Genomic DNA, 21731 nt, shown 5'->3' on the forward strand with positions numbered 1-21731 from the left:
ATTTTGTAAAATGCCTCAATCTTTAACCATAGCCGTAGATTTTGACGGCACTATCGTAGAAAACCGGTATCCTGAAATAGGAAAGCCAATGCTTTTTGCTTTGGAAACTTTAAAGAATTTACAAGAAGAGGGTCATCGTTTAATTCTATGGACTTATCGTGCTGGTGAAGAATTAGAGGATGCTGTTCAATTTTGCGAGAAAAATGGGTTAAAATTTTATGCAGTAAATAAAAGCTACCCAGAAGAAGAATTTGACGAAAATATGAGCCGTAAAATTTTGGCCGATATTTTTATAGACGATCGCAATATTGGAGGGTTGGTAGGTTGGGGTGAAATTTACCAACAACTAAAAAGCAATCCGGAAAATATTCGGCAAAAGCAGAAAAAGAAATTTGGTTTTTTTAACCGATTTTAAAGTAAATATATGATTATTACCAAAACTTCAGAAGAAATTGAAATAATGCGTGAAAGCGCTCAAATTGTTTCAAAAACATTAGGAATGCTTGCGCCACACATTAAACCAGGCATAAGCACCCTGGAATTAGATAAAATGGCCGAAGAATTTATTCGTGATCACGGTGCAGAACCGGGTTTTTTAGGCTTATATGACTTTCCAAATTCTTTATGCATGAGCCCTAATGCACAGGTGGTACACGGTATTCCAAACGACAAACCTATGGAAGAAGGAGATATTATTTCTATAGATTGTGGTGCGCTTAAGAATGGTTTTTATGGAGATCACGCCTATACTTTTGGCGTTGGAGAATTAAAACCTGAAGTAGAAGAACTTTTAAAAGTAACCAAAGAATCTTTATACGTAGGAATTAGGGAATTTAAAGCAGGAAACCGTGTTGGAGATGTTGGTTATGCGATACAAAAATACACTGAAGACAGAGGTTATGGCGTAGTTAGGGAATTGGTAGGCCACGGCCTGGGTGCTACAATGCATGAGGATCCCGAAATGCCAAACTACGGTAAACGTGGCCGGGGTAAAAAATTTATTGAGGGAATGGTAGTTGCCATAGAGCCTATGATAAACCTTGGCACAAAAAGAATTAAACAGTTGAGTGATGGCTGGACCATCCTTACCGCCGATAATAAACCAAGTGCGCATTTTGAACACAATCTAGCGCTTATTGACGGCAAACCACAGTTACTTTCAACCTTCGATTATATTTATGAAGCGCTGGGAATTGAAAGTGACGAAGAAGATGAGTTTAAAACCCAGGTATATGACAAAGAATTTTAGAGGCGAGGTCTGGAAAAGGCTGCATAAGAAGGAATGGAAGGATCATTTTATCTATGATGTTTCTAATTATGGCAGGCTAATAAGCTATGTTCAAAAAGAAAACGGAGAACTAATTAAAGGTGGTAGAACTGGTGGATACACCAGTTTTTCACCCCGCTTGCAAAGCGGGAAACATAAAACTTATTATGTGCACCGTATTGTAGCCGAGCTGTTTTTGGATAAAAAAGAAGATGACAAGTACGTTATTCACAAGAATTTTAAGAAAGACGATAACCGCGTAGAAAACCTGGCCTGGACAACTAAAGAAGAATGGGTAGAGCATCAGCATAAAAGTCCGGGAGTACAGGAGAATAAGCGTAAGAGAAAATTGCGAAAAGTAGTCACCTATTCTAAATTAACCTATGCCCAGGCTGTTATCCTGAAGAAAAAGTTATTAGACCCAAACAGAAAAACCAGGATTAAAGTTTTAGCCAAACAATTTGGCGTTTCAGAAATGCAATTGTACCGCATTAAATCTGGAGAAAACTGGGGAGATATAAAGGTTTAAAAGTTTTATAGTCGAAATCAAGATAACCAAGGACTTTTTGATATATTCATACAACTCCAATTCTGCCTAACGAAGAGCGCTTAATGAAGAAACTCTTTAAACTTGTTTTAAACACGATTCCACGACCTTTGCTCATACGGCTGAGCTATCTTGCCAAACCCTTCTTTAAATTTGCGTTGCGAGGTAATAAATATACCGATCCTATAGACGGGAAAAGCTTTTCTTCTTTTTTACCTTATGGTTATATTAATCAACGAGAAAATGTACTTTCCCCCTCCAGCCTGTCCTTAGAAAGACATCGTTTGCTTTGGCTTTATCTTCAAAACGAAACCGGTTTTTTTCAGGAAAACCTCAAAGTTTTACACTTCGCACCAGAACAGGCTTTTTATAAACGCTTTAGAAAACTTAAAAATATAACATACACAACTACCGATTTAAACTCGCCCCTTGCCGATGTGCATGCCGATATTTGCGACCTGCCATTTCAGGAAAATGAATTTGATTTTGTTTTATGCAATCACGTTTTAGAACATATCCCAAACGATTCCAAAGCGATGCAGGAGCTTTACCGAATTTTAAAACCGGGTGGAACTGCCATACTTCAAATTCCGCAGGATTTAAACAGGGCACAAACTTTTGAAGATGACTCGATCACCGATAGAAAGGAAAGGGAGCGTATTTTCGGGCAATACGACCACGTGAGAGTTTATGGACGTGATTATTTTGATAAATTAAGAAATATAGGTTTCCAGGTGGAAGCCGTGGATTACACTTCAAATTTTTCTTCTCAAGAAATCGATAAATACCGGCTGGCAAAAGGAGAGTTAATTCCCGTTTGTTATAAGTGATTCAAAGCATTATTAACTTTCATCCAGAGCTTCTTCGAAACCTTTGGAAGCATAAACCCTAATACTTTCCTGCGCATCAAGATAGATAAAATAAACATCTACATTTTCTAGTTTTTCCAGCATTTGTAATGATTTCTCATAGCCCAGGGCCATAAATGCTGTTGCATAGGCATCGGCAAGCATACAATTTTCTGCCAGGACAGAAGTGCTCAACAAATCACTGCGTTCTGCCTGTCCGGTTAACGGGTTCACGGTGTGTACAAAACGTTTTCCACTTACACTATCCTGTCTATATTTTCTGTAATTCCCGGAAGTAGCCATAGCCCGGTCCTTCAAACCTAATACGGTCTGGAAAGTTCTTTCTTCTTCAGTTTGTTGAGGGTTATCTATGGCTACATACCATTTAGAGTCTCGCTCTAAGTTCTTACCTTTGGCTACCAGTTCACCACCCAGTTCAATTAGATAATTTTCTATGTTTTTACTATCTAAATACTCTGCCATAATATCTAAGGTATAGCCTTTTGCAATCGCATTGAAATCCAGGAAAATATTGGAGTTTTCTTTCTTAATAGTTTGATTGCTGGTCAATCTCAATTTCTGAAGACCTACAATATTCCGTAAAGAATCTAATTCTTTTTCCTGTAGCTTATTTAGAGGTTTATTGGGGCCGAATCCATAAGCATTGACCAACGTGCCTACAGTGGGATCAAAATAGCCATTACTCTCTTTAAATATCTTTTTAGAAGCTTTAAAAACCGTTCTAAAGTGTTTATCTACTTGTACATCTTCAGCTCCCTTATTTATCCTGGAAATATCAGAATCCTGTTGGTAGGTACTCATGGAAGAATTTATTACTTCAAAGATAGAGTCGAAGGCCTTTTCAGTGTTTATTTCTTCCGAAGAAAAATACTTCACGTGGTATGTAGTCCCTAAAGCAGCACCCTCCTGGGTATATAACCCGGGCTGCTTTTGTTTATCACAGGAAACAAAAAAAAGTATCATAAGGACACTTATAGAAAATAGAATTCTTTTCATGATTTAATCTGAATGATTCTTAGAATTATTGAATAATTTAAAGCGACTAAGTTTAACTAATCCCCGTGACAAAAAACATTAAAAATAAAGTCCGGGGATAATTTGAGGTTAACCCAAACGTTATATCGGTAGTTAAATTTCCTGCCAGCCTTCATAATTCACCACATAATCTTCCCCGTGGCTAACGGGTTTCTCATAATCTTCAGAGTTTGCCAAACCAACTCCGGCATAAAAAGTCCTGGCTTTAAATTTTTCAGCATGATCTTTTATGGATTGAAGAAAGGCAATATCATATTCGCGGGGATTATGCGGGTATTCTATGGCCCTTACAATCACAAAATGCAGTTTTTTATCTTTTAAAGCTACAAACTGGGGATCTTTTTGAAATTCACTATTTACACCCAGAAACTCATAGCCGGAATCTTCCAGCTCCTTCCCAACAATATTCATTGCCAGGTTATGTAATTCCTGATCGTTTAATTTTGACATAATACAAAAATAAAAAATCCCGCTCTATAAAGCGGGATTCTGTTTATTATCCTCCAAAATCATCAAATCTAATATTCTCTGGAGGCATTCCGAAGTCTTCGCCCATTTTTTGAACTGCTTTGTTCATTAAGGGTGGACCACAGAAGTACAATTCTATATCTTCTGGCTCTTCGTGATGATTTAAATAGTTATCTATCACTACCTGGTGAATGAAGCCTACGAAGCCATCCCCATCATCATCTAAACTTTCTTTTACCTTCCAATTATCCTCTTCCATAGGCTCAGAAAGTGCCAGGTAAAATTTAAAATTAGGGAAGTCTCTTTCTAAAGCCCTAAAGTGTTCTGTATAAAATAATTCTCTTTTTGAACGTCCGCCATACCAATAAGTTACCTTTCTACCGGTTTTTAGGGTACGGAATAAGTGATATAAGTGAGAACGCATAGGCGCCATTCCAGCTCCACCACCTACATAAAGCATTTCTGCTTCACTGTGGTTAATAAAGAATTCACCAAATGGACCAGAGATAGTCACCTTATCACCTTTTTTTCTAGAGAAAATATAAGAAGAAGCGATCCCAGGATTCACATCCATCCAATCATCTTTTCCTCTATCCCACGGTGGAGTAGCTACACGAACGTTAAGCATAATCTCACGTCCTTCTGCTGGATAGGAAGCCATTGAATATGCACGTTCAACAGTTTCTGGGTTTTTCATCACTAAAGGACGAAGTTTAAACTTATCCCATTCTGATTCAAACATATCGGGTTTATCATGTTCCTCTGGGTGCGCTGTGATATCCATATCTTTAAAGCTAATCTCACACTTAGGAATTTCAATTTGAATATATCCACCCGCTTTGTAATCCATATCTTCAGGAATCTCAACAACGAATTCCTTAATAAATGAGGCTACGTTGTAATTTCTCACTACAGTAGCTTCCCATTTTTTAATTCCGAAGACTTCTTCAGGAATGGTAATTTTCATATCCTGCTTCACCTTTACCTGGCATCCTAAGCGCCAACCCTGGGCAATCTCTTTACGCGTAAAATGTGGCTCTTCGGTAGGAAGAATAGCACCACCGCCTTCTTCTACGATACATTTACATTGCACACAGGTTCCACCACCACCACAGGCAGAAGGTAAAAATAATTTATTGTCGCCAAGGGTAGAAAGTAAAGTTCCGCCAGAACCTACTTCCATATCCTTTTCACCATTTACATTGATGTTAACCGGACCAGAAGGCGCCAGTTTAGCCTTTGCTCCCAATAACACAGAAACCAATAAAAGGATTAAGGCTAAAAATACAACTATACTTGCTATAATAACTGTCATAATCTTTCTTTTTCGATTATAATTTAATTCCCATAAAACTCATAAAGCCCAAGGCCATAAGTCCTGTAATAATAAAAGTAATTCCCAATCCTTTTAATGGCCCGGGCACGTTAGAGTAGGCAATTTTCTCCCGAATCGCTGCAATAGCGATAATCGCAAGAAACCAGCCAATCCCACTACCAAAACCATAAGTTACGGCCTCGGTAATATTACCAAAGTTCTTTTGCTGCATAAAGAGCGATCCTCCAAGAATTGCACAGTTTACCGCAATAAGTGGTAAGAAAATACCTAATGCACCATATAAGGCCGGGGCAAATTTCTCTACAATCATCTCTACCAGTTGCACCATAGAGGCAATTACCGCAATAAACATAATAAAGCTAAGAAAGCTTAAATCTACATTTGCGTAACTTTCTCCTAACCATTGTAAGGCACCGGGGCGCAATAAATAATTATCCAGCAAATAGTTAATAGGTACAGTAATCGCCAATACAAAGATTACCGCAGCACCCAAACCAACAGCTGTTTTTACAGTTTTTGATACCGCCAGGTAGGAACACATCCCCAGGAAGTATGCAAAAATCATATTTTCTATGAAAATACTTCTAACAAATAAATTTACTAAATCCATAATTAAATTTTATTTAAGCTGTTGTGCTTTTAATTCTCTTCTATCAGTTTACGGTTTCTGGATCTTTGTACCCAAATAAGTAAGCCTACTACTATAAGCGCCATTGGCGAGAGTAACATAAGGCCGTTATTTTCATATCCAAAGGCATATAAACCTGTAGAATCTGCGAGGCTAGCTCCTTTATGTCCTAGAACCTCAAATCCAAAAAGTTTTCCAGATCCCAACAGTTCCCTAAAAAAGGCCACAATAACAAGGATTAATCCATACCCTGCGGCGTTACCAATCCCATCAAGTAAAGATTTGTAAACCCCGTTCCCTAAAGCAAAAGCTTCTAAACGTCCCATCACGATACAGTTGGTAATTATCAAACCAATAAATACCGAGAGTTGCTTACTTACATCGTAGGCGTAGGCCTTTAAAATTTGATCTACTAAAACCACTAAGGATGCCACAACTACCAGCTGCACAATAATTCTAATTCGGCTGGGGATTAGGTTACGCAACATAGATACAATCACGTTACTAAATGCCATTACAAAAACTACTGCAATCGCCATTACCACTGCCGGTTCTAACTGTACGGTAATTGCCAGTGCCGAACAAATCCCCAAAACCTGAACGGTAATTGGGTTATCGTCATCTAATGGATCTGTCAATAACTTTCTATTAGCTTTAGAAAGAAAGTGTTCTTTTTCTTCTGAATTAGATAAGAAAAGAATCATATCTTTCTTCTTAACTTCTTTCTCTTCCTGAGTCTTATTTTTATCTGTAGCCATAATTACTGAATTGCGACTTTAATATCCGTTTGCTTTTTAAAATAAGGTAAATAGCGTTTTAATCTTTCAGAAATCATATCGGAAACCCCGTCTCCGGTAATTGTTGCTCCTGAAATTGCATCTACTTTATTATCATCTTTATCTGAAGGGTCAATATCGCCTTTTACCACAGAAACACCAACTAAATTACCACTGCCATCAAAGATTTTTTCCTCTTCAAAACTTTCTCTAAACCATTCTTTGGTGATCTCGGCACCCAGCCCCGGGGTTTCCCCAAGGTGATCAAAAGTTGCTCCCTTTATTGTATTTACATCATCCTTTAAAGAGATATAACCAAAGATAGCATTCCATAAACCGTTACCTCTTAAGGGAACAATATAATATTTCTTGCCTTCATAATCTGCAACGTATAAAGGAAAAACCTGATCTGAGACTGGCTTTTTAAGCTCTTTAGCCATATCTACCTGGAAAGCATCTGTACCTTCTATAGCTTCCCCATTCTCATCTAAAGTAAGTTCTTCAACGATATACTTATCGTAAAGTTCCTGCGCTCCTGCCCTATCGGTTTCTACGCCAATGGTGGCCAGGATACTTTGCATCTTTTCCTGGCGTACGTTCTCCTTTTGTATAGGCTGTAATGAAGTAGCGGTAAAAGCCAATACAGAGGCCACCACCAAAACCATTATAACAGCAAAAAGAAACGTATAGCCGTTAGTGTTTGTTTTATTTACTGATTTCTCTTCCATAACTATACTGCTGTTTTCACTTGAGCTTTCGCACTATTAATTCTTTTCTTTCTACGTTTTATATTCGCCTGGATAACATAGTGGTCTATAATTGGCGCAAAGACGTTCATCAATAATATAGCAAGCATGATCCCCTCTGGATAAGCAGGGTTAAAGACCCTAATCATAACTGCCAGAAAACCAATTAGGAAACCATAGATCCATTTTCCTTTAAGTGTTTGCGAAGCAGAAACGGGATCTGTAGCCATAAAAACAATTCCAAAGGCCAATCCTCCAATAATTAAATGTTGAAACCAAGGGAAATTAGTAAGGTTATTTCCTTCTACTCCCATTACCGGCAAGGCATTAAAAATTAAGGCCATTGCAGCTGCACCTATAAATCCACTTAAGATAATTCTCCAGCTACCTACTTTAGTTAACACTAAAATTAAAGCTCCTACCAATACACATAGTGTAGAAGTTTCTGCTACCGACCCCGGGATAACCCCAGAGAACATATTCATTGCAGAATAACTTACATCTTCCCCGGAAGCTAATGTTCCAAGAATAGTTTCTCCCGATACACCATCTATTTTACTCGCTTCACTAACCCACACCTGGTTTCCAGACATGTAAGTAGGATAAGCAAAAAACGCAAAGGCCCTGGCCGTAAGCGCCGGGTTTAAAATATTCATTCCTGTACCACCAAAGGCTTCTTTCCCTACCAATACTGCGAAAACCACAGATAAAGCCAACATCCAAAGCGGGAGGTCTATTGGCATAATCATAGGGATAAGTAATCCTGTTACCAGGTAACCTTCGTTTACCTCGTGTCCTCTAAAAACTGCAAAAGCAAATTCTATACCCAGCCCCACAGCATAAGAAACCACAATCATTGGAACAATTTTTAAAGCTCCATGACCAATGGCATCCCAAAAGGTAAAATCACCTCCTAATTGGATAAAGTGTTGGTACCCCTGGTTCCACATTCCAAAGATCAAAGCCGGGATAAGGGCAAGCACTACGGTAATCATAGTTCTCTTTAAATCTACACCATCACGAATATGCGCACCTTTTTGGGTGGTGTGATTGGGGGTAAATAAAAAGGTATCAATCGCATTTACAGCAGGAGCATACTTCTCATACTTTTTTCCCGGTGCAAATGGTTCTTTTATTTTATCTAATTTCTGTCTAATCCATTCCATAATTCTACTGCTTTTTAACCTACTTCAGTAATCATTAAATCTAAACCGAGACGAATCACATCCTGAATCTCCATTTTGGAAGTATTCACATACTCAACCAAAGCAAAATCCTCTGGAGCTACTTCATATATTCCCAGGTTTTCCATTTTTTCAATATCTCCGGCTAAACAGGCTTTTATTAACTGCATAGGATAAACATCCATAGGCAAAACCTCTTCCATCTCACCGGTAACTACCAGTGATCTTTCCTCACCATTCAAATTTGTGGTAGGTTTAAATTTCCTGTTGGGAAATAACCACGATAGCGAAGTTTTGGAATTAGAATGGATGTTGTTATAGGTAAACGGCAACCATCCAAAAGCACGGTATTGATTCCCTTCTGGAATTAAGGAAACTTCATTTGAGAAGAAGCCTATATGTTGATCGTAAGCAATTTTATCTCCAGTGAGCACGCTTCCAGAGATTATGCGAACATCATCTTCTACCTTTTCTATAATATCTGCAACTTCAGCTCCTATAGTAGTAGAAAAATATTTACGATTCTTAGATTCGCTTCCGGTTACAGCCACAGTTCTATCGGCAATAAATTTACCAGTAAGGAACAAATTACCAATAATAGTAACATCTTCAGGACGCACCGTCCAAACTCTTTCGCCCTGATTTATAGGGTCAATTTTATGAATTTGAATCCCAACATTTCCGGCGGGATGTGGTCCTTTTACGTGATGTAACTCCACTCCTTTAATATCCTTTAAATATTGAGCAGAAGAATCATCTACACCGAGATGAACTTTTCCCGGAGTAAGTTTTTGAAGTGCGTTTATCCCTTCCTGAAAAGCAGCTATTTTATCCTTGAGTATAAAACCCATATCTGGAGCCAACGGCCCCGTTGATACTGCCGAGATAAAAATCGCTTTTGGGGTATCTTTAGGATCTGCTACAATATCATAAGGACGCTGGTTAATAAAAGCACCGCATCCGCTTTCCAGAATACGTTCTTTTACCGCTTCTGCATCTGTAGCAGCTGCATCCATTTTACCAAAATCCTTGTAAGTATCGGTTGGATCGGCGTCTATGATCACTTCCATGATCTTACGTTTCTCCCCTCGCTTAATCGTTTTAAGCGTTCCACTCACCGGACTGGTAAAACGCAGTTCTTTGGTGTATTTGGAAAAGAAAATTTCGTCGCCGGCAAGGATCTTAGCGCCCTCTTTTACAACCATTTTGGGCACTAAAGCGTGAAAATCTGGCGGTTTTACCGCATAGGTTTTAGACCTTGGGGCTTTCACCAGGTCTTTTTCCGCTTCCCCTTCTAATCGTAGAGATAAACCTCTTTTAATTCGAATGTCTTTTGACATAGGATGGAGTGTATGTTAAAGTTTTGTTTTTTAAGTGCTGCAAATTTATGAATTTAAAGTGCATTTATCCCAACAAAAGAGACAATTTTAAATATCTACTACTGTTAAATCAAAATGTTAAAAATACCACGCTTATATTTGCAATTATCTTTGTGTACATTTAATTACCTATGAGACATCTAGCAAACCTTTTTTTTATTTGTATTTCCCTCGCTCAACTCCAGGCACAACCCCAGGAAGAACAGGCTTCACCCAATTATATAAGAAGCATTAAACTATCGGGTAGTGAGCAGGAAATCTATGGAAACCCGGCTATTAGACTAGGCGAAACCCTCCAGCTAAGTTTCGATGATATTATTGGCGACGAAGCAAATTATTACTATGTTCTGCAGCACTATAATTACGATTGGAGCCCCTCTAAATTGGTTAAATCTGAATACCTGGAAGGTTTTGATGAAATTAGGATCTCCAATTACAGTAATTCTTTAAATACTCTTCAGCCATATTCCCATTATGAACTAAGCATCCCAAATGAAGACACTCGTGGTTTTAAGGTAAGCGGCAACTATATGATAAAGATTTTTAATACCGAAGATCAACTCGTGTTCTCAAGAAAATTTATGGTTTACAAAACCCTGGTTCAGGTTGGTGTTACTTTAAGACGCTCCCGCGATCTTAATTACATTAACGAAAAACAGGTAGTAAATTTTAGTATAAAATCCCCCGATCTTGTTTTAAAAAACCCCGACCAAAATGTAAAAGTACTGCTTACCCAAAATCACAATCTAAAGTCAGCTATCACAAATATTAAACCGCAGTATAGTCTTGGCAACGAATTGATCTACCGGTATGATCAGGAAACAGCTTTTTGGGGCGGAAATGAATATATTCAGTTTGACAATAAGGAGCTGCGGGCAACCACTATGGACATAGGCAAAATTGGCCTGGAAGAACTCTATCATTATTATTTATTCACAGATAGGACCAGGGCAAATGAAACTTACACCTACAATCCAGATATCAATGGTCAGTTTCTAATTAGAAGTTTGGGAGTAAAAGATGAAAATATTGAAGCCGAATACGCCTGGGTACATTTTAAGCTAGAAAATTATTCAAATCTTAAAGATGGCGAAGTACATATTTATGGTGCTTTTAATAATTTTGAATTAGACGAAAGTACAAAACTCACCTACAACTCCAGGAGTGACTTATACGAAGGTGCAAGACTTTTTAAACAAGGGTTTTATAATTACAAATATGTACTCAAAAAACCAGATGGCAGGATTGACGAAGGTTTTTTTAGTGGAAATTTTGATAAAACCGAAAACACCTACCAGGTTTTGGTATATTACCGTCCTCCCGGCGCAAGATATGACCGCATAATAGGACTGGGAACTTCAAGCTCGAGGAATATCACCAATTAAAATTTCATAGCTATTATTAGTAATATTCCCGGTTAGCAAAAATTTAATATTATTTCCGTCGCTTTTAAAGCCACAATTCTCAAAGGTCTTCCTTTCTTTATTCACACCAAGTTTAAAAGCTTGTTAAAACCTTTGTTAATTAGAAGCTTTTAAACTTAATATTTTATATTTTAGCTTACAGCGCAAGAGAAAGAACAATCGCGCTAAGATTATAAATATGGTACAACAAGTTACTAAGGGGATTAAAATTACGGTTAAAACCAATTTTGAAGGAACTTTTCGTAAAGATACAGGATCCCGCTTTGCCTTTTCCTACCATATAAATATAGAAAATCAAAGTAAAGATTCTGTGCAGCTCACTTCACGCTTTTGGACTATAAAAGATTCTCTTAGCCCCACTGAGATTGTGCAAGGGGAAGGTGTAATAGGTAAAAAACCGGTTTTAAAGCCAGGGGAATCACATAATTACCAAAGTGGCTGTTTACTCAACTCCCCATTTGGTGCCATGAGCGGTCATTATAATATGATAAGTTTTAATTCTACCCGAAAATTTAAAGTACGCATTCCTGTATTTAAACTCAGTGCGCCTTTTGCTTTAAATTAAGCTTCCATTTTACAAAACAAATACAAGTTTTTAAAAGCGCCATTCTTTACGCGTGATTTTATCTTTTTGAAGATCTTCGTAAATAAATTTCAGCACTCCATCCTGGTAAATTATTTGGGAAATACTTTTTGTTTTCAGAAAACCGCGGTCTATAATTAGATCGACCTCCTTATCTCCTTTTCCTGCGGAATGATGAAATTCCCATAAGTTTTCTGCTGAAACATCTTTTTTCTGCTGAAAATCATCAAACCAATTTTCCCTTAGCTTTTTCATTTCTGAAGAATAAAGTGGCGAAGAAGACCAGATTTGCGGTTGTTGCTCAAGTTTTTTAAAATGCTTTTTACTTCCGTCCCAAACAAATTCAGCAAAAAACATTTCCTTAGACCAATCGACGATAATTACGGTAAACTCTTCAATATCTTTCAACTCATAATCCTGAATTTCCTTTTCAATATCTTCAGTAATCAACCAATCCTTTAAAACCAGGCCACGACTTTTTCTATATTTCGGCTTACGTTTATGCGGTTCAAAACCTCCATTCATAAGGCACAATACTCGTTTTTTGCTACTGGCACCAATCCAACTTCCACCGCCAACCGAATCTTTGGGAAAAAGTAAGCGGGTATTCCCTTCAGTATAAAAACTGGGAACATAAGTTTCCCTTTCGGTAGCTTCATCCCTATTAGAGGTTAATATAAATCCGCCTTCCCGGCCTGAACTAGTTATTAGACTTATAATGCACATAAAATTTTCTTAAACCGATCGCTTAATTTACAAAAATAGTTAAGCTTTAGTGAATGCAGTACAAGAAGCATTCAAAATCGTCTAATTTTTTTACCTTTATACCTAAGATAATTGAAAACCAAAAAAAATATATAAATAACTATGGGAAAAGGATTTTTTCACGTTCCAAAAGCAGTTAACGAACCTGTAAAAACTTATGCTCCTGGGAGTCCAGAGCGCGAAGAAGTTTTACTCACTTACAAAGATCTTTACAACTCCAATATGGAGGTTCCACTTTATATTGGATCTAAAGAAATAAAAACCGGCGATACGAAAGATATTCGTCCCCCACACGACCACAAGCACCAGGTTGGCACCTACCACATTGCCGAAAAAAAACATATTGAAGAGGCTATTGATGAAGCTATAAAAGCCAGAAAAAAATGGGCTAAATTAGAATGGGAACAAAGAGCTGCCATCTTTTTAAAAGCAGCAGATCTTATTGCAGGACCATATAGAGCGCGAATTAACGCGGCTACTATGATTGGTCAATCTAAGAACATTTTTCAGGCAGAGATAGATTCAGCTTGTGAGCTATGTGACTTTTTACGTTTTAACGTAGAGTATATGGCAGAAATGTACGATGAACAACCCAACTCCTCCGACGGGAATTGGAATCGTATAGAGTACAGACCTCTCGAAGGATTTGTTTACGCAATTACCCCATTTAACTTTACTGCTATTTCCGGAAACCTTCCATCAAGCGCAGCCCTTATGGGGAATGTGGCACTTTGGAAACCTAGTGCCAGCCAGATGCTTTCTGCGCAGGTAATTATGGAAGTATTCAAAGAAGCCGGTTTGCCAGATGGAGTTATAAATATGGTAATGGGAGACCCAGAAATGATTACCAATACCGTATTGGATAGTCCAGATTTCGCTGGAGTTCACTTTACAGGTAGTACCAACGTATTTAAAGGTATATGGGGTAAAATTGGAAACAACATCAATAAATATAAAACCTACCCAAGAATTGTTGGAGAAACAGGTGGTAAAGACTTTATTGTAGCCCACCCTACTTCCAATCCTAAACAAGTTGCTACAGCAATTTCACGTGGTGCTTTTGAGTACCAGGGACAGAAATGTAGTGCGGCTTCCAGGGTATATCTACCGGAAAGTCTTTGGCCAGAGATTCAGGATCTCTTAAAAGAAGACCTGGAGTCTTTTAAAATGGGATCGCCAGAAGATATGAGCAACTTTATAAATGCCGTAATTCACGAAGGAGCTTTCGATAAGCTTGCAGGCTATATAGACCAGGCAAAAAAGGATAAGGATGCTGAAGTAGTTATTGGTGGAAATTATGATAAATCTGAAGGTTACTTTATCGAGCCAACAGTTATTGTTGCCAAAGATGCACACTACACCACAATGGAAACCGAATTATTTGGCCCTGTGGTTACAATTCATGTGTATGACGATAAAAATTATACCGAAGAAAAATGGCGCGACCTACTTGAGACAGTAGATAACACCAGTATCTACGGATTAACCGGAGGTGTATTCTCTGGAGATCGTTATATGACAGCAATCGCAACCGATATGCTACAAAATGCAGCCGGAAACTTCTATATTAATGATAAACCTACCGGAGCAGTAGTTGGCCAACAACCATTTGGCGGCGCGAGAGGTAGTGGTACTAATGACAAAGCCGGTTCTAAAATGAACTTATTGAGATGGACCTCGGTAAGACTAATTAAAGAAACTTTTGTTCCCGCTACAGATTACAGATACCCATTTTTAGGTGAATAATCACTTTAGAGTTTAAAATTTTAAAGCCGCGTGATGTTTCACGCGGCTTTTTTATTGGTTAATAACTCTCGTTAATAAAGCTATTATAATTTTGTAATATTTATCTTACATTATTCTACATTAAAAGACCCTATTAGTCTTTTATCTGATTTTTAGCGCATTAAATCCTGAATAAAAATTAATTTTTTGTTAAAAAGTAATATTTTTATGTAATTTTACGGCATCAACATCTAGTTGCCTATGGGTAAAATTACTCCCCGGATTATCTTTTTTTTACTTTTCAGTTGGTTTTTAACAACCACAGGCTTTACGCTGCCTAATAACAACTATGGTCCGCAACTAAATTTTCCCAAACAAGAATATAAAAAACAATCTTATTTCATTGGGTTCTCTTTAAACGAGGCCCCTTCAATTAGTGCTCCGGCAGATATCAATTCGGTTAATGAGCCCGGTAATTGTTACGCTTTAAAATCTAAGATCAACCTGGGAAGTGCAACTGTTGAAGGCACCGCTAACAGTGCGACCAATGATGCGCCCTCCCAATTTTCTGTAGGAGCTACAACAGTAACCTGGAGCGTTACCGACGATTCGGGAAATACCGCTACCGATACCCAAATCGTAACTATTGCCGATAATGAAGACCCAAACATTTCGGCCCCGGCTGCTAAAACATTTTATACAGATTCGGGGAAATGCTCCGCTTCAGGAATAAACCTGGGTACTCCTTCTTCTACTGATAACTGCGGAATAAACAACATTAGCAATAACGCTCCAGGTGTTTTTCCTGTTGGGAATACAACTGTCCAATGGACTGCGACCGATAATTCAGGAAACACTAAGACAGTTTCTCAAACTATTACTGTATCTGACAACGAAAAACCGGTCATTACCCACAACGGAAATAAAAACTCAACTACCGATGCAGGGGAATGCGGAGCAAGCATTTCAGTAAATGCAACAGCTAACGATAATTGCAGCGTAGGAAATCCCAGTGGAAAACGCAGCGATGGAAAACCGCTTACTGCTCTTTATCCGGTAGGAACCACCACGATTACCTGGGCGGTTACCGATGCCAATGGGAACACCGCAAATTTCGTTTCACAAACTATTACTGTAACCGACGATGAAAAACCGACTATCACGCACAATGGAGATCAGTCGGTTAATAACGATGCGGGAGAATGCGGAGCAAGCCTTTCAGTAAGTGCAACAGCTAACGATAATTGCAGCGTAGGAAATCCCAGCGGAACGCGCAGCGATGGAAAACCGCTTACCGCCCTTTATCCGGTTGGAACCACAATTGTTACCTGGACGGCTACCGATGCAAACGGAAACACCGCAAATCAAGTTTCACAAACTATTACTGTTACCGACGATGAAAAACCGACTATCACGCATAATGGGGATCAGTCTGTTAATAACGAGGCGGGAGAATGCGGAGCAAGACTTTCAGTAAGTGCAACAGCTGACGATAATTGCAGCGTAGGAAATCCCAGCGGAACACGCAGCGATGGAAAACCGCTTACTGCTCTTTATCCGGTAGGTACCACCACTATTACCTGGACGGTAACTGACAATGCAAACAACACAAATACGGCAACTCAAACGATTAATGTAATAGACAACCAAAAACCCGTGCCACCTATCCTAGAAGATATAACCTGGGGCTGTGAATACACCGTGGAAGCTCCGGTAGCCGTGGATAATTGTGATGGGGAAATAATTGGAACACCAAACCGCACTACCAGGTTTACTGAGTCTGGGACAATTATCTGGACTTTCACCGATACCGCCGGCAATTCTTCCACCGTGGAACAAACTATTACCATTAATCAAATAGAGCTCGAAGTAAAAACCACAGATATCCTCTGTAATGGTTTTGCAACAGGAGAAGCTGAAGCTATTGTGACCGGTGGGGTTGGCCCTTTTACCTACGATTGGGGAGCATTGGGGAATGGCACTAACAAGGACGGGTTAAGTCCTGGGACTTACCAGGTAAGCGCAACCGACGTTAATGGCTGCAAAGCTTCTACTAACTTCAGCATAAAGGAGCCGGAAACTTTTATTGAAATAAATAATATCATTATTAATGAAGGCTGTTATAACCAGGATGATGCCCAATTAACAGTAGATGCATCTGGAGGAACGGGCTCTCTTACCTATCTTTTAAACGCTAGTGATATCACCTCCAACGGGAAGGGTGTTGCCAATAATTTAGCTTCAGGGAATTATAGTCTTGAAGTTGTTGATGAAAACAATTGTAGTACAACAGATACTATTAACATCAATAATCCCGAGCAACTTATAATTACCGATATCGTCACTACGGAAACCAATACCTTTGGTTCTGCTACCGGCACGGCTACAGTAATTATAGAAGGAGGAACCCCCAACTTTACTTTTCAATGGTCTAACGGACAAACCGCACAGACGGCGAAAAACTTAAAAGCCGGGGATTATTCGGTAACAGTTACAGATGCTAATGGATGTCAAGATACCCAGACTGTTACGGTAATAGATCCCTTGAAAGCGGTTATGCTCCCCACTTCGAGATGCTTAAATGATGACGGCGGATTAAGGACATCAACTTTCGAAGTAGATACCGTGCAGGGAGGAATTCCGCCATATACCTATAAATGGGATTTTGGTGGTGAAACAAATGGAGGCACTACTGTGGCCGATGATAATACCGCCACGGGAGAAGGAGTACATGTAGTAAACTATGTAAGTTCTGGCACCTACGAGGTGAGTTTAACAGTCACAGACGATGTAGGGAACCAGTTTACCGAAATTTACAACCACTACGTGGGAGAGTGTTTTGAAGCTTGTGGAAAAACCAACAATATAGACTTTGTACTGGACAGTTTCTTTATAGGCAAAGAAGATGGAACCGCACTACAGGGTTCGGAGTGTGCAAGTTATTCGGGAAAAAAATATATTTATCTTAAGATCGAAAAAAATTCCAATGCCTACAATCCCTCGGTCGAATTTATTTATACCATCTCACAATCGGGGGAATTTATTTCTGAAGAAAGGATAACCGGTTGCATCGATATAGGTAACAACAAAATTCCTTCTTTATTCAGGATTGGGGAAGTACAGACCTGGGATTGTGGAAATGCGATTAACCTGGAAAGTTTTTATATGGACTGGACCAATAACCCTAAAAAGAAATGTGGGGATGTAAGGAACAGGATGTGTGTTTCCACCAATGAAAACAGCGAAATATATTTTCCTTTATCTGCCATTGCCGAAACAACCAATATTTTTTGCAACGGAAGTGACAATGGTATTATAAAACTCATTCCTTCCGGTGGCGTGGGTGCCTATCAATTTACATTAACCCATACCAGCACGGGGGCAAATTATGGTCCCCAGACCAGTGGTCTTTTTGAAAACCTGCCTGCGGGAATTTATACCGCCACAGTGAGTGATGATAAGGAAACTTACACTTTAAATAATATCGAAATTACCCAACCCGAAAACCCTCTGACTCTGGTTGAGACAAGCCAGACCAAGCTGGTATGTTTTGGCGGAAGCAATGCTACGGCTACCGTAGAAGCTTCTGGAGGAACGGCACCTTATACTATTGTTTGGGACCACATAAGCCAAACTTCTACCGAGACTACCGGTACCGCCACCAAACTTTCTGCCGGTATCTATTCAGTAAACGTTGTGGATGACAATGGTTGTGAAGAGACCATCGAAATTACCGTAGCGGAACCAGAACAACTAATAGCAGATGCAGGAGCGGACCAAACCCTGGAATGCGGAGTAAACCAGGTCCAGCTATTTGCTGTTTTTGATGATTATTTTAACCCCAGAACCGGCGAGCAGGAATTTGGGGAATGGAAAGTTGTTAACGGGCCTTCGGGAGCTGTCTTTGCCGACCCTGAAAACCCAAACACAATTTTTACCATAATAACCACCGGGAAATATACTCTAGAATGGATCCTCCCCTGTGGTAGTACAGACCGGGTAGAAATCACTTTTAGCAATTGCAGCACCATAGATTTTGATGGGATAAATGACTATATAGATTTTGGTGCCAATTTTAACCTTTCCGGCGATTTTACCCTGGAAGCCTGGATAAAACAGGACCCGAATGCCTCTACCGGGGTACAAACTATTTTATCTAAGCGGGACAATGCCAACCTGGGAAGCGGTGGCTACGATTTGATTATTGAAAATAATATCCCAAAATTTAGATGGAATACTTCTGAAATTAGTTCAGCTTACCCCATCGGTTCAAATCGCTGGTACCATATCGCAGTAGTAAATGGAGGTTCCAATGCCGGTTTGTATGTGGATGGATTAGCGGTTTCTCCTGAAAACCAATCCCCAGGTACGCCTACCGCCATTGAATCCCGCTTTTTAATTGGTGCCATGAACGATAGCACTTCTGCTCCCCTTCCCACTAACTTTTTTCATGGCTGGATAGAAGAAGTGAGGATATGGGATACATCTTTAAATTTAGATCAAATTAAATTTATGATGAACCAAAGGATTAAAGATAACGGCAACGTACGCGGGGAAGTTATCCCCTTAGATGTTCCCAATAATTTAACCTGGGCTAATTTAAAAGGTTATTATCGGTTAATTACCTCGAAAGCTACCAATGGTATTACTAAAAACATTATTAATAATGCTATTGATGGACGTTTAAAAAATATTCAATCTACCCAACAGAATACCGCCCCGTTACCTTATATAGCTATTAACGATGGGGAATGGAGCACTATAGCCAACTGGGAACAACCACAGGTTTGGGATATTCCCAATAGCCCCGGAATCAACGGGGAAAATATCAATTGGAATATTGTAAAACTAAATAAAAAAAACCTCACCAATGCTCCTACTTCAGATAATTCCAACAGCATTACCCTATTAGGATTATTGGACGATGGCGGTTCGTTAAAAATGAAAGGAGAGAACAACTCTTCCGGAAACGAACTGCGCATTACCCATTATTTGGAGCTAAACGGAAATCTTGACCTTAACGGGGAATCCCAGTTGATTCAACCTGAAGGCAGTATCCTTACGGGTTCAGGTTATCTTACCCGTGACCAGCAAGGTACGGCGAGTAGTTATAATTACAATTATTGGAGTTCTCCGGTAGTTTCCAATACAGGAAACCAAACCTATAGCATTGCATCTGTAATGCACGACGGAACAGATAAAGGTGTTCCAAAAAAACTGGATATAGGACCTGCCGGTAATGTAACTTATGCAGACGGTACCGCTACTAACCCAAGAAAAATTAGTGGACGTTGGTTGTACAGTTTCCTCGGAAATTCAAATGATTATAGCGATTGGAGTTACATTGGAAAAGACGGGAAATTAGCTGCGGGTGAAGGTTATACCATGAAAGGGACTTCAGGAAAAGCAGAAATAAAAGACCTTCAAAACTATACTTTTAAAGGCTTCCCAAATAATGGAAATATTAAAGTTGATGAAATTAAACCCGGGCAAAACTATCTGTTAGGAAACCCCTACCCTTCTTCCATAAGCGTAAATGAATTTATCTTAGACAATATAAAAGACAGCGGTGGCCGAAACACTAAAAATCTTTTAAATGGTGCTGTTTACTTTTGGGATCATTTTGGAGGACAAACACATACTTTACGCGAATATGTAGGCGGTTATGCCGTGCGTAATTTAATAGATGGAGTACCGGCAATATCTACAGATTCCCGAATAGATGCTAACGGAAAGAAAAGCAACAAGCGGCCTGGAGCCTATATTCCCGTAGCCCAGGGATTCTTTGTTAACACCACGCCCGATCCTCAAATGGGGGAAGTGAATAGTTTCGATACCGGGGAAATCATCTTTAAAAACAGTCAGCGGCGCTTTAAAACCGAGCGTGCGGGAGAAGGTCTCTCCTTCTTTATGCAAACCAGGAGTGCTGTAAATTTAGCAGAAAAAGCCAGTGAAGAAAAGAAGGACGAACGTGCTAAAATTAGACTTGAATTCATTTCACCTACCGGTTATCACCGCGAGATTTCTGTAGGGGTAGATGTGAACACCACTGCGGGATTTGACCTTGGCTATGACGCGCCTCTAATTGATGAAGGTCCCGAAGATATGTATTGGGTCATTGGCGAGAGCAAATATATTATCCAGGGAGTACCGCATTTTAATTTAGACCAGGTGCTGCCAGTGGGACTTACTATTGCTGAAGAAAAAGAGTTTACCATAGCACTGGGCGAGTTAGAAAATTTACCCGATGATGTGGAGATTTTCGTAAAAGACAATATCGACACCACCTATTATAACCTTAGAAAAGACGCTTTTAGAGCCAGTCTCTCTACCGGGAAACACAGTGACCGATATAGCATTGTTTTCCAGGATAAAACCGAAATAGAGGAAGAAGAAGAAATTGATCCCGAATCACCTGAAATAGATGACGCCACTTTAAACTTCCATTATCAAATTGACAACCGAAAATTAATCATTAATAACCCTGAATTACTGGATATAGAAAATGTGATTATCTACAGCCTTACCGGCCAGCAAGTTTTGCACTATGACGCAATCCCTCCTGTTAAAACCACAGCATTAAAAATAGAAAGACCCTTAAGTTCCGCTGTTTATATCGTAAAAATTATTACTGCGGACAGCGAACTGTCCAAGAAGGTGATTATCAGGAATGATTAATCAGTAGGCAGGGTTCAGTAGGCAGTCGCAGTTGGCAGTATTCGGTGACAGTATTCGATAGGCAGGCAGAACAACACGATAATGTGGTGATTAGGGATTCGAGAATGGTTAATTAGGGAATTATTAAGGAGTTGATTTAGTACAATCTACATTATACAATTCACAATAATCCTGGTTCAAGGTAAACACTAAACAACAACCAGGAGATTGCCGCGCTCCTTCGTCACTATCATTGACGTATTTATGTAACCAACTGTTTTTCAGAAAGTTCATATCCGAGTTTTCTTGCTATTTTCAAGATATTTCGTTGTTTTTGTTCGA

The 21731-nt window shown here is 39.2% G+C and carries 17 protein-coding genes; 8 read left to right on the top strand and 9 right to left on the bottom strand.

Annotation, left to right across the window (positions count from 1 at the left end):
• The first annotated feature begins 10 nt into the window (after positions 1-10).
• The 4 genes from BUA71_RS15700 (at position 11) to BUA71_RS15715 (ending at position 2644) form a co-directional block, all read left to right on the top strand.
• Positions 11-415, top strand: coding sequence for a BT0820 family HAD-type phosphatase (locus tag BUA71_RS15700; protein WP_072881458.1), 405 nt, complete (start codon positions 11-13; stop codon positions 413-415).
• A gap of 9 nt (positions 416-424) precedes the next feature.
• On the top strand, positions 425-1249 hold the full coding sequence (gene map, locus BUA71_RS15705; protein WP_072881460.1) for a type I methionyl aminopeptidase: 825 nt from the start codon (positions 425-427) through the stop codon (positions 1247-1249).
• Entirely contained in the window at positions 1233-1796 is a 564-nt protein-coding gene (locus tag BUA71_RS15710; RefSeq protein ID WP_072881462.1) for an HNH endonuclease signature motif containing protein, read from the top strand. The genes map and BUA71_RS15710 overlap by 17 nt, the downstream gene beginning before the upstream one ends.
• Before the next feature lie 83 nt (positions 1797-1879).
• Positions 1880-2644, top strand: a complete 765-nt coding sequence (locus tag BUA71_RS15715; RefSeq protein WP_072881464.1) for a methyltransferase domain-containing protein — start codon at positions 1880-1882, stop codon at positions 2642-2644.
• A gap of 12 nt (positions 2645-2656) precedes the next feature.
• Here BUA71_RS15715 and BUA71_RS15720 read toward each other — a convergent pair whose 3' ends face one another.
• The 8 genes from BUA71_RS15720 to BUA71_RS15755 form a co-directional block, all read right to left on the bottom strand.
• Positions 2657-3679, bottom strand: a complete 1023-nt coding sequence (locus tag BUA71_RS15720) for an FAD:protein FMN transferase (RefSeq protein WP_072881466.1) — start codon at positions 3677-3679, stop codon at positions 2657-2659.
• Between the two features lie 132 nt (positions 3680-3811).
• Positions 3812-4168 (bottom strand): Na(+)-translocating NADH-quinone reductase subunit F, encoded by a 357-nt coding sequence (locus BUA71_RS15725; protein WP_072881468.1) that lies wholly within the window; start codon positions 4166-4168, stop codon positions 3812-3814.
• A 46-nt stretch (positions 4169-4214) separates the two neighbouring features.
• Positions 4215-5501: an NADH:ubiquinone reductase (Na(+)-transporting) subunit F gene (gene nqrF / locus BUA71_RS15730; protein WP_072881470.1), complete on the bottom strand. Its 1287-nt coding sequence runs from the start codon at positions 5499-5501 to the stop codon at positions 4215-4217.
• A 16-nt stretch (positions 5502-5517) separates the two neighbouring features.
• Positions 5518-6132 (bottom strand): NADH:ubiquinone reductase (Na(+)-transporting) subunit E, encoded by a 615-nt coding sequence (nqrE, locus tag BUA71_RS15735; RefSeq protein ID WP_072881472.1) that lies wholly within the window; start codon positions 6130-6132, stop codon positions 5518-5520.
• A gap of 29 nt (positions 6133-6161) precedes the next feature.
• Entirely contained in the window at positions 6162-6908 is a 747-nt protein-coding gene (locus BUA71_RS15740; RefSeq protein WP_072881474.1) for an NADH:ubiquinone reductase (Na(+)-transporting) subunit D, read from the bottom strand.
• Positions 6909-6910: 2 nt separating this feature from the next.
• Positions 6911-7654, bottom strand: a complete 744-nt coding sequence (locus BUA71_RS15745) for a Na(+)-translocating NADH-quinone reductase subunit C (RefSeq protein ID WP_072881476.1) — start codon at positions 7652-7654, stop codon at positions 6911-6913.
• A 2-nt stretch (positions 7655-7656) separates the two neighbouring features.
• Positions 7657-8838: an NADH:ubiquinone reductase (Na(+)-transporting) subunit B gene (locus tag BUA71_RS15750; protein WP_072881478.1), complete on the bottom strand. Its 1182-nt coding sequence runs from the start codon at positions 8836-8838 to the stop codon at positions 7657-7659.
• 14 nt (positions 8839-8852) lie between these two features.
• Positions 8853-10196, bottom strand: coding sequence for a Na(+)-translocating NADH-quinone reductase subunit A (locus BUA71_RS15755; protein ID WP_072881480.1), 1344 nt, complete (start codon positions 10194-10196; stop codon positions 8853-8855).
• 170 nt (positions 10197-10366) lie between these two features.
• Between BUA71_RS15755 and BUA71_RS15760 the strand changes: the two genes are divergently transcribed.
• Together BUA71_RS15760 and apaG are read left to right on the top strand one after the other, a co-directional pair.
• Positions 10367-11620, top strand: coding sequence for a type IX secretion system plug protein (locus tag BUA71_RS15760; protein WP_072881482.1), 1254 nt, complete (start codon positions 10367-10369; stop codon positions 11618-11620).
• 217 nt (positions 11621-11837) lie between these two features.
• Positions 11838-12224, top strand: coding sequence for a Co2+/Mg2+ efflux protein ApaG (gene apaG, locus BUA71_RS15765; RefSeq protein WP_072881484.1), 387 nt, complete (start codon positions 11838-11840; stop codon positions 12222-12224).
• A gap of 30 nt (positions 12225-12254) precedes the next feature.
• On the opposite strand, the gene BUA71_RS15770 is transcribed toward apaG, so the two are convergent.
• Positions 12255-12968, bottom strand: coding sequence for an NRDE family protein (locus BUA71_RS15770; protein WP_072881486.1), 714 nt, complete (start codon positions 12966-12968; stop codon positions 12255-12257).
• A 141-nt stretch (positions 12969-13109) separates the two neighbouring features.
• On the opposite strand from BUA71_RS15770, the gene pruA reads away from it, so the two are divergent.
• Both pruA and BUA71_RS15780 read left to right on the top strand, forming a co-directional pair.
• Positions 13110-14753: an L-glutamate gamma-semialdehyde dehydrogenase gene (gene pruA, locus BUA71_RS15775; protein WP_072881488.1), complete on the top strand. Its 1644-nt coding sequence runs from the start codon at positions 13110-13112 to the stop codon at positions 14751-14753.
• Between the two features lie 240 nt (positions 14754-14993).
• Positions 14994-21410 carry a LamG-like jellyroll fold domain-containing protein gene (locus BUA71_RS15780; RefSeq protein WP_072881490.1) on the top strand — a complete coding sequence of 2139 codons (6417 nt, stop codon included), beginning with the start codon at positions 14994-14996 and terminating at the stop codon, positions 21408-21410.
• Positions 21411-21731: the final 321 nt, after the last annotated feature.

It is taken from the genome of Salegentibacter echinorum (assembly GCF_900129445.1).
Lineage (GTDB): Bacteria > Bacteroidota > Bacteroidia > Flavobacteriales > Flavobacteriaceae > Salegentibacter > Salegentibacter echinorum.

What these genes read in the sequence shown, in the direction of transcription:
- BUA71_RS15700 (WP_072881458.1), top strand. Translation starts at nt 11, where the DNA reads ATGCCTCAATCTTTAACCATAGCCGTAGATTTTGACGGCACTATCGTA.
- map (WP_072881460.1), top strand. Translation starts at nt 425, where the DNA reads ATGATTATTACCAAAACTTCAGAAGAAATTGAAATAATGCGTGAAAGC.
- BUA71_RS15710 (WP_072881462.1), top strand. Translation starts at nt 1,233, where the DNA reads ATGACAAAGAATTTTAGAGGCGAGGTCTGGAAAAGGCTGCATAAGAAG.
- BUA71_RS15715 (WP_072881464.1), top strand. Translation starts at nt 1,880, where the DNA reads ATGAAGAAACTCTTTAAACTTGTTTTAAACACGATTCCACGACCTTTG.
- BUA71_RS15720 (WP_072881466.1), bottom strand. Translation starts at nt 3,679, where the DNA reads ATGAAAAGAATTCTATTTTCTATAAGTGTCCTTATGATACTTTTTTTT.
- BUA71_RS15725 (WP_072881468.1), bottom strand. Translation starts at nt 4,168, where the DNA reads ATGTCAAAATTAAACGATCAGGAATTACATAACCTGGCAATGAATATT.
- nqrF (WP_072881470.1), bottom strand. Translation starts at nt 5,501, where the DNA reads ATGACAGTTATTATAGCAAGTATAGTTGTATTTTTAGCCTTAATCCTT.
- nqrE (WP_072881472.1), bottom strand. Translation starts at nt 6,132, where the DNA reads ATGGATTTAGTAAATTTATTTGTTAGAAGTATTTTCATAGAAAATATG.
- BUA71_RS15740 (WP_072881474.1), bottom strand. Translation starts at nt 6,908, where the DNA reads ATGGCTACAGATAAAAATAAGACTCAGGAAGAGAAAGAAGTTAAGAAG.
- BUA71_RS15745 (WP_072881476.1), bottom strand. Translation starts at nt 7,654, where the DNA reads ATGGAAGAGAAATCAGTAAATAAAACAAACACTAACGGCTATACGTTT.
- BUA71_RS15750 (WP_072881478.1), bottom strand. Translation starts at nt 8,838, where the DNA reads ATGGAATGGATTAGACAGAAATTAGATAAAATAAAAGAACCATTTGCA.
- BUA71_RS15755 (WP_072881480.1), bottom strand. Translation starts at nt 10,196, where the DNA reads ATGTCAAAAGACATTCGAATTAAAAGAGGTTTATCTCTACGATTAGAA.
- BUA71_RS15760 (WP_072881482.1), top strand. Translation starts at nt 10,367, where the DNA reads ATGAGACATCTAGCAAACCTTTTTTTTATTTGTATTTCCCTCGCTCAA.
- apaG (WP_072881484.1), top strand. Translation starts at nt 11,838, where the DNA reads ATGGTACAACAAGTTACTAAGGGGATTAAAATTACGGTTAAAACCAAT.
- BUA71_RS15770 (WP_072881486.1), bottom strand. Translation starts at nt 12,968, where the DNA reads ATGTGCATTATAAGTCTAATAACTAGTTCAGGCCGGGAAGGCGGATTT.
- pruA (WP_072881488.1), top strand. Translation starts at nt 13,110, where the DNA reads ATGGGAAAAGGATTTTTTCACGTTCCAAAAGCAGTTAACGAACCTGTA.
- BUA71_RS15780 (WP_072881490.1), top strand. Translation starts at nt 14,994, where the DNA reads ATGGGTAAAATTACTCCCCGGATTATCTTTTTTTTACTTTTCAGTTGG.